The sequence below is a fragment of the Amphritea atlantica genome, assembly GCF_900111095.1.
Taxonomy (GTDB): domain Bacteria; phylum Pseudomonadota; class Gammaproteobacteria; order Pseudomonadales; family Balneatricaceae; genus Amphritea; species Amphritea atlantica.
The window spans coordinates 24286-36280 of the sequence record NZ_FOGB01000014.1 but is presented as its reverse complement, the minus strand read 5'-3'; the positions used below and the strand labels follow the sequence as shown (position 1 = coordinate 36280).

The window sequence follows — 11995 nt, the reverse complement described above, 5'->3', positions numbered from 1 at the left end:
ACGCCTGAGCTTTCCTGTTTTAGAATAAACTGAGTTAAAGCAGGGGCTGAGTAAAATGTCGGCAAATATTACGCCTCATGGGACACGCGAATGGGTTGAACGGATCAGTGAGCAGGAGTTGCCCGCGCTGTGTTCGACTATTCGGGAGATTGAAAAGATCTCCAAAGATGATACCTCTTCTCTGGCCAGGCTGGGGCAAGCGATTCTGCACGATCATGCACTGACTACGGCGATTCTCAAAGTGGCCAACAGTGCCGGTTATATGGGGCACAATCCGGTCACGACGGTAAGCAGGGCGTCGGTTGTGCTGGGGCTTACCCGGATCAAGAATATTTGTATCACCGCCAAAATGCTCAACAGTCTGCTGAAAAACAGAAAGCTGACTCCCGGCGTATACGAGCGACTGTTAAAGCTGATGGCGCAGTCATTTCATGCCGGAATGATTGCTAAGATGATGATGCAGGATTATGAGGACGATGTTCAGGAGGAAGCTTTTATTGCCGCTCTGCTGAATCGTTTTGGTGAGAGTGCTTTCTGGAGCATGGGCGGGCCGGTCACTGTCGAGCTGGATAAGCAGCTGCGCCAAAAACAGTGTGTCAAACATGACGATATAGCCTATATCGTTCGTCAGAAACTGGGTACCAGCTTTGAGGAGATGAGTCTGGGGCTGGCCAGTTCCTGGAATATGGGGAGCGTGCTGATCAGCACTCTGGAAGAACCGGAACTGCGTACTCCGGAGCTGCGTTGCGTCAGTCTGGCGGTCAAAGTGAGCGAGATACTGGCAACGCCTCACTATAGTCGCAACGAGCTGGATAAGCTGCTGACAAGTATGGCAGATCTGACGCAATGGGATAAGCGGGACCTGATGACCCGGGTAGAGCAGTGTTCTGATGAGACGGTTGAGCTGTTACGTACTTATGGCGCCGGAGTTTTAACCCGTTATATTCGTCATGATCTGGTTTCTCAGGTGCACAGGGAAGCCGGGCCGGTTGTGGAAGAGCTGAGTGATGAGACACTGCAGCTGCGGATCCTGAGGGAGCTGGCATTTTTACCAAATGAGAATGCGGATTTTAATCTGGTTGTTCAGACCGCTCTGGAGGGGATCCATCGGGGTATCCGGATGCGCCGGACTATCGTATTTCTTAAGTCACGGGAGCGGGGCTGTCTGATGCCCCGGTTTATCTCCGCGGTTAATTTTAATCAGATTAAGCGGGAGTTTGTCGTCAGTCTTGGCGGTTCGCCTAATATCTTCACCCATGTTCTTAATAGCCGGCAACCGGTCTGGGTAGAGAATCTTAATGTACCAAAGTGGCGGGCCTATCTGGACAGTTCACTGCGGCAGCAGGTCAGTAGTGATGGCTTTTTTATCGCCCCCATTATCTGGGGGCGGCATTGTGTTGGGCTGTTTTATGCTGATCGTAATGACCCTTCAGGCAGTGCGGTTCAGCGGCCGCTGAGTGAGGATGACTTCATGGCGTTTACACTATTTGCCCAGCAAACCAATATCTGTTTTTCACTGATTCTGAAAAACGCAGGGAACTGAAATACCGCTTCTCTTATATAAAAAACGGGAGCAGACTCAGGCGCCTCTCCCGTTATTTGACCTTGTATAATAAATAGTGAAAACCGGTAGGTTAATGTGAACTTTGTTCACTCCACTCAAGAGATACCGGTTCATCGCTGCTGATCCAGCAGGGGGCTTCTTCTGTGAGGATCTCTATCGGGCAGTGGCGGTCCTGAAAGCGGATGATCTCCTGTTGTTCGATTAAACGATGGTTACGTATCCTGTACTCGTTTGCACTGTTCGCTTTTTGCATCTCCATATCCTCGCAGGTTAGAAGATTGTTGTTGTTCGTTTAAGTTAGTCTATTTATTCCGAGTTCGCTAAAGAACAGTTTTCATGTAAAACCTGAATCACTTGATAAAACGCAATTTAGTTAGCACATAATGGCCGGTTTCGCTGGCGATATCAGGCGGTTACCGTTAGCATTGGTAGCCATGAATAAACACCCCTCTCATATAGATTTGCAGCGATGAGTTATCAGGTACTGGCGCGTAAATGGCGTCCCGCTAAGTTTCAGGAAATGGTTGGTCAGGAGCACGTGCTCAAGGCACTGGTGAATGCTCTGGACGATGACCGGCTGCACCATGCCTATCTGTTTACCGGCACCCGCGGGGTTGGTAAAACGTCGATTGCCCGATTGTTTGCCAAATCACTGAACTGTGAGACCGGTGTCTCCTCCACACCCTGCGGCGAATGTTCAGCCTGCCGGGAGATCAGTGAAGGCCGGTTTGTCGATCTGATCGAAGTGGATGCAGCATCCCGCACCAAGGTGGAAGACACCCGCGAGCTGATGGAGAATGTGCAGTACGCTCCTACCCATGGCCGCTTCAAAGTGTACCTCATTGATGAGGTGCATATGTTGTCGACACACTCGTTCAATGCGCTGCTGAAAACGCTGGAGGAGCCGCCTCCACACGTTAAGTTTTTGCTGGCGACTACTGATCCGCAGAAGCTGCCGGTGACGATTCTGTCCCGTTGTCTGCAGTTTAATCTGAAGAATATGATTCCGGAGCGCATCGTTGAGCACCTGTGTCACGTGCTGACGGCGGAGAATATCCCCTATGAAGAACCCGCGTTGTGGCTGTTAGCCCGCTCTGCGGATGGTTCGATGCGGGACGCGCTGAGTCTGACCGATCAGGCGATAGCCTTTGGTGCCGGTTCGGTGGTTGAGGCTGATGTCCGGGCGATGCTCGGTAGCATCGATCAGCGACTGGTATACCGTTTGGTGGACAGCCTGGCCGCACACGATGCAAAAGGGCTGCTGACCACCGTTGAAGAGCTGGCCCGTTACTCCCCTGATTACAATGCGGTGCTCGGTGATCTGATCAGTCTGATGCACCGGATCGCGTTGGCTCAGATTGTTCCGGATGCGGTAGACAATGGCCTGGGAGACCGGGATCTGGTGCTGGATCTGGCAGGCAAGCTGACCGCTGAAGATGTTCAGCTGTTTTATCAGACGGCTCTGATGGGGCGTAAAGATCTGCCCTTTGTCCCGGATGCCAGGGAAGGGGTTGAGATGACTCTGATGCGGATGCTGGCGTTCCGGCCGGTATCGGTGAGTTATCAGGGGCTGAGCCAGCCCAGCGAGACTGACCCGGCTTCTGCTGCAGTTGCTGTAGAGCCGCGTGCCGCGACACCGCTTGCTGAGCATCCGTCAGCAAGTCCACCGCCTGCCGCTCCCCGACAGACAGAGCCCCAGATTCAGCCTGCGTCTGACCCGTCTGCATCGCAGGGGCCACAGGATTCCCCTCCGGATTATGACGAATCCTATCTGCAGGGTGGTGATGAGGACCTACCGGGAAAAAAGCCTGAAACTGATTCCGAACCGCCCGTTGATGCGGGGCACGCAGCCGTAACGACGCAGGTGTCGCCGCCTGTGGTCGACCTTCCCTGGGAAGAAAGCTCCCCGCTGTCATCGCAGTCAGAAACTGTGGTTCAGTCCATTGGGCGTAACGTTGATGAGGAGTCTGCACAACCGGCGATGAGTCACTCTGAGTCCATTGCCAGTCCACAGGTGGATTCAGCGTCAGTAGACCGTCCGGAGCCGGCTGACCGGCCCGAACCGCCGATGACTTCTCAGCCGCCAGTTGCCAACCCTGCTGTTGCAGCGGTGGAACAGACCGGATCAGCAGCGGCAACGGTCGCTGAGCCCGAAGCGGATGTCAGTAAAGAGATCGGCCAGTTTACGCCTGAGCAGTGGGTGTTGCTGGTTGAACTGATCGGCCTGACCGGAATGACCTACAGTATCGCATCCAACACGTCACTGGAGTCGGTCGGTGATTGCTGGCGTTTTCATTACACCAACGAGCAGAAAGCGCTGATCAGTGAGACCCATATTGAACGTATACGCGAGTCGATTGGTCATTATTTTAACCAGCCGGTTGAGGTAGAATTCAGTTTAGGCAGTTATGGGCGTGAGACCCCCAGCCAGTATCGTGACCGCAAACGCGCTGAACGACTGGCGCAGGCTGTCAGCTCAATTCAGAATGACCCGGTTGTACAATCGGTGATTGAACGGTTTGCCGCCACTATCGATCTGCAGTCGGTGCAGCCAGTCGATTGAGTCAGAGGGTTAAACCCGATTATTTTGCGAACAGATTAAGCCCGGACCTGAACGTCGGGGTTACAAGAGGCGAGGACAAATATGATGAAAGGTGGCATGGGTAACCTGATGAAACAGGCCCAGAAGATGCAGGCAGAGATGCAGAAAGCGCAGGAAGAGATCGCCAAGGCCGAGGTGAATGGCGAGTCCGGTGCCGGTCTGGTGAAAATTGTGATGAATGGTCGTCACGATGTTCGCAGTGTGGCGATCGATGACAGCCTGATGGAAGAGGATAAAGAGATCCTTGAAGACCTGATTGCAGCGGCAGTTAACGATGCTGTGCGCAAGGTGGAAGCGAACACTCAGGAGCGTATGGCGAAAGTCACCGGCGGCATGGGTATGCCACCGGGCTTCAATATGCCGTTCTGAGGCTGAGTAGAGACGATGTCGTTTAGCCCTCTGATTCAGGATCTGATTGATGCATTTCGTGTGCTGCCCGGTGTTGGCCCGAAGACGGCTCAACGGATGGCTTTTCATCTGCTGGAGCGTGATCGGCATGGTGCCAGTACGCTGGCAACAGCACTGACGGTGGCCGCAGAGAAAGTTGGCCATTGCAGTTGCTGTCGCACCCTGTCAGAGAATGAACTCTGTTCGATCTGCGCCGATAACAGTCGTGATGAATCGCAGATCTGTGTGCTGGAATCGCCGGTGGATATGCTCGCTATTGAGCAGACCGGAGGCTTCAATGGCGGTTATTTTGTTCTGATGGGCCACCTCTCGCCGATTGATGGTATAGGCCCCGATGATCTGGGGCTGGACCTTCTGTTTAAACGGCTGGAGTCCGGTGCGGTCAAAGAGATGATTCTGGCAACCAATCCAACCGTGGAAGGTGAAGCAACGGCGCATTTTATCGCCGAACAGATAAAGCACCTGGATATCCGGGTGACCCGCATCGCTCATGGCGTGCCGGTGGGCGGTGAACTGGAATATGTCGATGGCGGAACACTCGCCCATGCAATGGCCGGTCGCCGGTCGATGAACTGAGGTACTGATGACACAAGCGTATAACTGGCAGCGACTTGAAACTGCTGCAGCTGAGCCGGTCTGGATCACTGATGATGAAACGCTTGCCGATTACTGCAAGCAGTGGCAAACCCTGCCTCTGATTGCTCTGGATACCGAGTTTATCCGGGTGGATACCTTTTATCCGGTGCCTGGCCTGATACAGATAGCCGATGACACAGGCTGTTACCTCGTGGATCCGCTTAAAATCGAAAACTATGCCCCCTTGGTGCAATTGTTTCGTAATCCCTCAGTGCTTAAAGTACTGCATGCGGGTAATGAGGATCTGGAGCTGTTCCTCTATATGCTTGGTGAGCTGCCACAGCCGATCTTTGATACTCAGATTGCTGCCGGTTTTCTTGGCTGGGGGTTTTCCATGGGCTATCAGCGTTTGGTGGAGTATGCGCTGGATGTTAGGCTGGATAAGGGTGAAACCACCTCTGACTGGTTGCAGCGTCCATTGAGCGCGTCGCAGCAACTCTATGCCGCCCTGGATGTCGCCTATCTGCCGGTGCTGTGTCAGCGCCAGATAGCGGAACTTGAAAGCCGGGGGATGCGCCAGTGGGTTGAAGAGGAGACCGCACTGTTACTGCAGCAGACGCCGGACAGCGATCCGGATGGCGTCACCTATTACCAGCGTTTTAGTCAGGCCTGGAAACTGCCGCCGGAAAAAATAGCTGCCCTGCGTGATCTGACCGCCTGGCGTGAGCGGATATCCCGGCAGCGGGATGTGCCCCGCAACCGGGTGCTGAGAAATCATGCTCTGCTGGATATTGTGCATAAATGGCCCACAGATCTGCGAGCCCTGGCGAAGGTAGAAGATATCCGTACGCAGCAGGTTAAGCAGGATGGTGAGGTGATACTGGGTTTTCTTAAAACCGCAGCCCAGTCTGCGGCAGCAAAACCGCCGGAACCGATTCAGCAGCCATTGAGTTATAAATGGAACAAACCCCTTAAACAGCTGAAAGCGATGGCGCGCAGTAAAGCAGAAGAGTTGAATATAGCGCCTGAGATACTGTTGCGTAAAAAAGATCTTGATGCCCTGATACGAACGGAAAATCAGGGCAAGTTCAGCCTGCCGCCAAGCCTGTCAGGCTGGCGTAAAGCGGTGATTGGCGATGCATTGTTGGAAAAATTGCAGAGCCTGAAAGTATAAACAGAGAGTTTATGAAAAAGATTTGTAGTGTGTTTCGCAGTTCCAAAAAAGATGAGATGTATCTTTATGTGGATAAGATGGAAAAAATGACACGGGTGCCTGATCCGCTGAAAGAGATGTTTGGTGCGCCAGTCCATGTATTTGATATGTTGTTAACGCCGGAAAAAGAGCTGTCCCGTGTCGATGCGGCAAAGGTGCTGGAGGATATCCGCGAAAAGGGTTACTTCCTGCAGATGCCACCCCCGAAAGATGATTATCTGCTCGATCTGTATCAGGACCGGCCAGAAACCGGAGTACGCTAGTGGCCGATCAGGTATTCTGGCGTAGCAAGTCACTGCAACAGATGACTCCCCCGGAATGGGAGTCTCTCTGTGATGGCTGCTCACTCTGCTGTCTGCATAAGCTTGAGGATGAAGATACCGGCGAGGTGCATTACACCAGCGTGGTTTGTCATCTGCTGGATATGGAGACGCTGTATTGTACGCAGTATGAAAAGCGTTGTTCGCTGGTACCTCAGTGCGTCAAACTGCGGCCGGAAGATGTCGAAGCGTTTCACTGGTTGCCACCCAGCTGTGCCTACCGGCTGGTGCATGAGGGGAAAGAGCTGCCCGAATGGCATCCGTTAGTCAGTGGCCGTCGGGAATCGGTGAAGGAAGCGGGTGCTTCGGTACTGAGCTGGTATGAGATTACCGATGACAAGATTGAAAGCGATGATGATTACTTTGACTATCTGATCGACTAACGCTGGTTTTTCAGTCTATCGCCATGAAAATAAAAAGGAGCACAATGCGCTCCTTTTTGGTGTTGCGGTTCAGCTCCGCAAGGTTACTTCTTCGCTTCCAGCTGCGCTTTGATCAGATCACCGATCGTGGTTGGGCCGGAAAGCTCAACAGGCGCATCAGCAACAGCCTTGATAGCCGCTTTCTCATCAGCCTGGTCTTTAGCCTTGACCGACAGCGTGATTGAGCGGTTGCGACGGTCCAGATTGACGATCTTCGCTTCAATCTCTTCACCGTTTTTCAGGGCAGTGGTTGCATCTTCGATGCGGTCAATGCTGATATCAGCCACTTTGAGGTAGCCTTCGACGCCCTCAGCCAGCTCGATAGTCGCACCTTTCGGGTCGACTGACTTCACTGTACCCTTCACAATGGCGTTCTTGTCATGAACAGCAACATAGTCAGAGAACGGGTCGCCGCCCAGTTGCTTAATACCCAGTGAGATACGCTCTTTTTCGGAATCGATAGAGAGGATAACCGCTTCAACATCGTCACCTTTCTTATATTCACGCAGCGCAGTTTCACCGTCAGCATCCCAGGAGATGTCTGACATATGCACCAGACCATCCAGATCATTTTCCAGACCGACAAAAATACCGAAGTCAGTGATGGTTTTGATCGCACCGGTCACCTTGTCGCCAGCAGCATACTGCTCAGCGAAGCTGGCCCACGGGTTAGGCGTGCATTGTTTGATACCCAGTGAAATACGACGACGCTCCTCGTCCACTTCCAGGATCATCACGTTCACTTCGTCACCAACCTGTACCACTTTGGATGGGTGAACATTTTTATTGGTCCAGGACATCTCAGAAACGTGCACCAGACCTTCAACACCATCTTCAATCGATGCGAAACAGCCGTAATCGGTCAGGTTAGTCACCCGTGCCGGCACGATAGCACCGGATGGGTAACGCGCTTTAATGGAGGACCATGGGTCTTCGCTCAGCTGCTTCAGGCCCAGAGACAGGCGGTTGGTTTCTTTATCAAACTTGATGATTCTGACAGTGATCTCATCACCGGGGTTGAGCATCTCACTTGGATGAGAGATTCGCTTCCACGCCATATCGGTGATATGCAGCAGGCCGTCAACACCGCCCAGATCGATAAATGCACCGTAGTTGGTCAGGTTCTTCACATAACCCTTAACATCCTGACCCTCTTCCAGAGTTTCCAGCAGTTCATCGCGTTGTGCGCTGTTGGCTTCCTGAAGCACGGCGCGGCGAGAGACAACAATGTTGTTGCGCTTAGGGTCGAGTTTGATCAGCTTGAACTCAAGCTCTTTACCTTCCAGGTGGTCGACATCCCGGACTGGGCGTACATCGACCAGAGAGCCAGGCAGGAACCCCTGAATGTTATTAACGTTAACAGTGAAACCACCTTTGACCTTGCCGCTGATATAGCCTTTGACTGTTTCTTCTGCATCAAATGCGCCCTGCAGGACTTCCCAGGCTTCCGCACGCTTGGCTTTCTCACGGGAAAGACGGGTCTCACCGCTACCATCTTCAACGCTTTCCAGGGCAACTTTAACCATATCGCCCACTTGAATTTCAAGTTCGTTAGCATCGTTCAGGAACTGGCTGCGATCAATAACCGCTTCAGATTTCAGGCCAGCGTTGACAGTGACCCAGTCGCTATCGATATCGACAACCTCACCCATCACCAGGGTGCCGGGCTTCATATCGATATGTTGCAGGGATTCTTCAAATAATTCAGCAAAGCTTTCGGACATGTATATTCCTATTGGCCTGCCCCTGATAAACCGGGGGAGTGCCATGTTTACACCCGCATCGTCAGCCAGACACAGGGACAGTTTCGATAGCCCGATGGCGGCCGTGTTGGCTGACGAAAATAACAGCAGGCATCAGGACAGGACCGCAAATTATACAGAATTTGACGTTTTGATTAAAGGGCAGCTGCTTTTGGCTGTCTGAACAGGGGGGGGCGGGGAGAGGTAATTCAGGGAGGGATGCTCAGTTGCTGAAGCTGCTCATGCGCTCGGCAAACAGCTCCTGACAGGGCTCCAGAACCGCTTTAAGGTCACTCTTCAGGCGGCTGCTCATCAGATCGGTTTTTTCGGTTTTGAAATACTCGAGAACCTGTAACTCTTCAGCACGGTTGTTGGCCGCGATATCCATGCCATCGCCGATACAGTAGGCAAACACGGGCAGGTGGTGGTTAACGACGTCATCAATCTGATCCTGGTCGAGTAACAGTTTATTCATCGTCAGATAGCGGCGGTACTCCTGTGCTGAGGCAGCGGCCATCCCCTTCAGCTGATTACTGTTGAACCGCTTGGATTCCTCCTGACTGGCGAGGAACTGTTTCATACGGGTATGAATGGTGGACACCTCCTCATCGAAGGTGTGTGGGGCATAGCGTTCATTGGTGCGTTTGTAAAGCTCCAGCTCGTCAACTTTGGCCTGTAGGGTAGTGATCTGTTCCCGCATCACCTCCGCCTCATTCAGCAGCTTAAAACGCTCCTCCTTGAGGGTGGAAATCACCTTCTCAACCGGCGTCATCGCGTCCTGGGCAATGCTGGGGTTGAGGCTGGGATCATCGGTTGCCTGCGGCGTTGTGGTATCGAGGGGGATGACCAGTTCACCAAAGCCTTCAACTTTTTTACGGTTTTCGGCCTGTTGCGCGCTGATCATGTGATAGACGAAATACCCAGTCACACAGGCGATGATCAGCAACACCGGAGCACCAATCAGAAGTCCAAGTTTGAGCCTGCTTAACTGCATTAAATCTATCCCTGTCGGATCAGTTCTTAAGCGCCATATAGTTATGGGTCAGTTCAATCATATCAAGCAGTACATTGCCCGTTTCGGTGAGAATCGCTTCCTGCTCAGGACTGATGGTACGTCCCTGAGAGTCTTTCTCCAGCAGATCGTCCAGTTCTGAAAGCGCTTTGATGGCGGGCAGTTTTTTCGCCGCGCGGCGCTGGTTTTCCTGATCCAGCAGCCACTGCTCAGATTTGTCGCGCTCAGCCTTGAGGGTTGCTTCATTCAGGGATAGCTCTTTATCCTTCTTATTCTCATGCATCCGCTTGATCTGGGCGTTCATATAGAGGAAATCGGGGTTGAATTTGGTGCGTTCAATATGACGCTTGTTCAGTTCCGGCAGGATAGTGCTGAAGTTGACATAGCGCTGATGGGGCACCTCATGCACCATATCCCAGGGCAGGGCTCCCTCCAGCGAGCTTTCGCCAATCTCGTCGGTATCATACAGTGTTGGCAGCGTTACATCAGGAATCACCCCTTTATGCTGAGTGCTCTCGCCGGAGATACGGTAAAACTTCGCATGGGTCAGTTTTATCTGTCCATGGTGCAGGGGCGAGAGGGTCTGTACAGTGCCCTTACCAAATGTCTGACTACCGACAATCAGGCCGCGCTGATAATCCTGAATGGCACCGGCAAAGATCTCTGAAGCCGAAGCGCTGAGCCGGTTTACCAGAACCGCCATCGGGCCGCTATAGGCGACTTTCGGGTCGGCATCCCCCTGAATATTGACCCGACCCTGCGGGTCTCTTATCTGAACCGTCGGCCCGCGACTGATAAACAGTCCGACCAGCTCATTGGCCTCAAGCAGTGAGCCGCCACCATTGTTGCGCAGGTCGATGATCAGTCCGTCGATACCTTCATCGGTCAGCTCTTTGATCAGACGGGCGGTATCACGGGTGGTGCTTTTATAGTCGGGTTCGCCGCGCTGCAGGGCGGCAAAATCGATATAGAAGGCCGGAATGCTGATAACGCCCAGTTTGTATGGCTTACCCTGGTGTTCGAGTTCAATCACCTTGCTATGGGCAGCCTGTTCTTCAAGCTTCACCTTGTTGCGTGTGATCTTAATAATTTTGTGCTGGCTGTCGTCTCCATCGGCAGGAATAATATCCAGGCGGACCACGGTGTCTTTCGGCCCACGGATCAGTGCTACCACTTCATCGAGGCGCCAGCCGACAACATCCTCAATCTCACCGTCTTCACCCTGACCCACACCCACAATCAGGTCGGCAGGCTTTAACTGTCCGGCTTTGTCAGCGGGTCCGGCAGGCACCAGACGCACTACTTTGGTATTGTCATTCTCACTCTGCAATACCGCGCCTATGCCTTCCAGTGACAGGCTCATATTGATATTGAAGTTTTCCGACAGACGGGGTGAAAAATACTGGGTATGCGGGTCAAACTGCATTGTCAGTGCATTGGCAAAACTCTGGAAAACATCTTCATTGTTGGTCTGCAAAGCCCGGTTTAGCTGGCTTTTGTAACGCTTTATCAGTAGTTTTTTTGCTTCCTCAACCGGCTTGTCAGCCAGTTTCAGCCCCAGTAATGCACTCTTCAGACGTTTGCGCCAGAACTCATCCATCTCTGCTTCGCTGGCGGGCCACTGACTGGTTTCCCGGTCGGTGAGAATGGTTTCATCGCGATTGAAGTCGACCTTATAGTCGGGGTTTTCGAGAGTTGCGATCAGCTTGCTTAAACGTTCCTGAGTACGCTGCTGATAGCGGTTGAAGATAGCATAAGCGGCGGTCAGATCTCCGCTATTGATCTCATCGTCGATCACTGTCCGGTATTGTTGGAACTCATCAATATCGGAGCGGTAGAAAAAAGCCTTTGACGGATCGAGACTATCGAGATACTGATCGAGTACTTTGCCCGATAGTTCATCATTCAGTACGATATTAGTATAGTGATCCCGGTTAAGGGATGTGACAATATCGGTGATCGTCTGGCTGTGGATGGAATCCGGTTGCAAAACAGAGCTGGTCAGTGCGCTTGCTGGCAGCGCTGTCAACAGCCCCAGGATGAGTGAAGACGCGGTGAGCAATCGACGTAAGTGGCGTGTGTAGATCAAGCTGTATGTTCCTGTTTTGCTACTACTGATAGGTTCTGAGACAGACA

At 52.6% G+C, this 11995-nt stretch carries 11 protein-coding genes; 7 read left to right on the top strand and 4 right to left on the bottom strand.

Features of this window, described 5'->3' with window-relative positions; translation table 11 throughout:
- The first annotated feature begins 55 nt into the window (after positions 1-55).
- Positions 56-1543: an HDOD domain-containing protein gene (locus BMY09_RS17865; RefSeq protein WP_091360955.1), complete on the top strand. Its 1488-nt coding sequence runs from the start codon at positions 56-58 to the stop codon at positions 1541-1543.
- A gap of 91 nt (positions 1544-1634) precedes the next feature.
- On the opposite strand, the gene BMY09_RS17860 is transcribed toward BMY09_RS17865, so the two are convergent.
- Positions 1635-1817: a hypothetical protein gene (locus tag BMY09_RS17860; protein WP_091360953.1), complete on the bottom strand. Its 183-nt coding sequence runs from the start codon at positions 1815-1817 to the stop codon at positions 1635-1637.
- Positions 1818-2033: 216 nt separating this feature from the next.
- Here BMY09_RS17860 and dnaX point away from each other — a divergent pair, with 216 nt between their 5' ends.
- The 6 genes from dnaX (at position 2034) to BMY09_RS17830 (ending at position 7066) form a co-directional block, all read left to right on the top strand.
- Positions 2034-4127 (top strand): DNA polymerase III subunit gamma/tau, encoded by a 2094-nt coding sequence (dnaX, locus tag BMY09_RS17855; RefSeq protein WP_091360950.1) that lies wholly within the window; start codon positions 2034-2036, stop codon positions 4125-4127.
- An 81-nt stretch (positions 4128-4208) separates the two neighbouring features.
- A complete protein-coding gene (locus BMY09_RS17850; protein ID WP_091360948.1) occupies positions 4209-4535 on the top strand; it encodes a YbaB/EbfC family nucleoid-associated protein in 327 nt (108 codons plus the stop codon).
- A 15-nt stretch (positions 4536-4550) separates the two neighbouring features.
- Positions 4551-5150: a recombination mediator RecR gene (gene recR / locus BMY09_RS17845; RefSeq protein ID WP_091360945.1), complete on the top strand. Its 600-nt coding sequence runs from the start codon at positions 4551-4553 to the stop codon at positions 5148-5150.
- Positions 5151-5157: 7 nt separating this feature from the next.
- Positions 5158-6324: a ribonuclease D gene (gene rnd / locus BMY09_RS17840; protein ID WP_091360943.1), complete on the top strand. Its 1167-nt coding sequence runs from the start codon at positions 5158-5160 to the stop codon at positions 6322-6324.
- An 11-nt stretch (positions 6325-6335) separates the two neighbouring features.
- A complete protein-coding gene (locus BMY09_RS17835; protein ID WP_091360941.1) occupies positions 6336-6626 on the top strand; it encodes a YcgL domain-containing protein in 291 nt (96 codons plus the stop codon).
- Entirely contained in the window at positions 6626-7066 is a 441-nt protein-coding gene (locus tag BMY09_RS17830) for a YcgN family cysteine cluster protein (RefSeq protein ID WP_091360939.1), read from the top strand. The genes BMY09_RS17835 and BMY09_RS17830 overlap by 1 nt, the downstream gene beginning before the upstream one ends.
- An 83-nt stretch (positions 7067-7149) precedes the next feature.
- Here BMY09_RS17830 and rpsA read toward each other — a convergent pair whose 3' ends face one another.
- From rpsA to BMY09_RS17810, 3 genes are all read right to left on the bottom strand, one after another.
- Positions 7150-8829, bottom strand: a complete 1680-nt coding sequence (gene rpsA / locus BMY09_RS17825; RefSeq protein ID WP_091360937.1) for a 30S ribosomal protein S1 — start codon at positions 8827-8829, stop codon at positions 7150-7152.
- 241 nt (positions 8830-9070) lie between these two features.
- Positions 9071-9841, bottom strand: a complete 771-nt coding sequence (locus tag BMY09_RS17815) for a hypothetical protein (protein ID WP_091360933.1) — start codon at positions 9839-9841, stop codon at positions 9071-9073.
- Between the two features lie 19 nt (positions 9842-9860).
- The gene (locus tag BMY09_RS17810; protein ID WP_091360931.1) at positions 9861-11948 is read right to left on the bottom strand and encodes a carboxy terminal-processing peptidase; all 2088 of its coding nucleotides are present in this window, start codon (positions 11946-11948) and stop codon (positions 9861-9863) included.
- Positions 11949-11995: the final 47 nt, after the last annotated feature.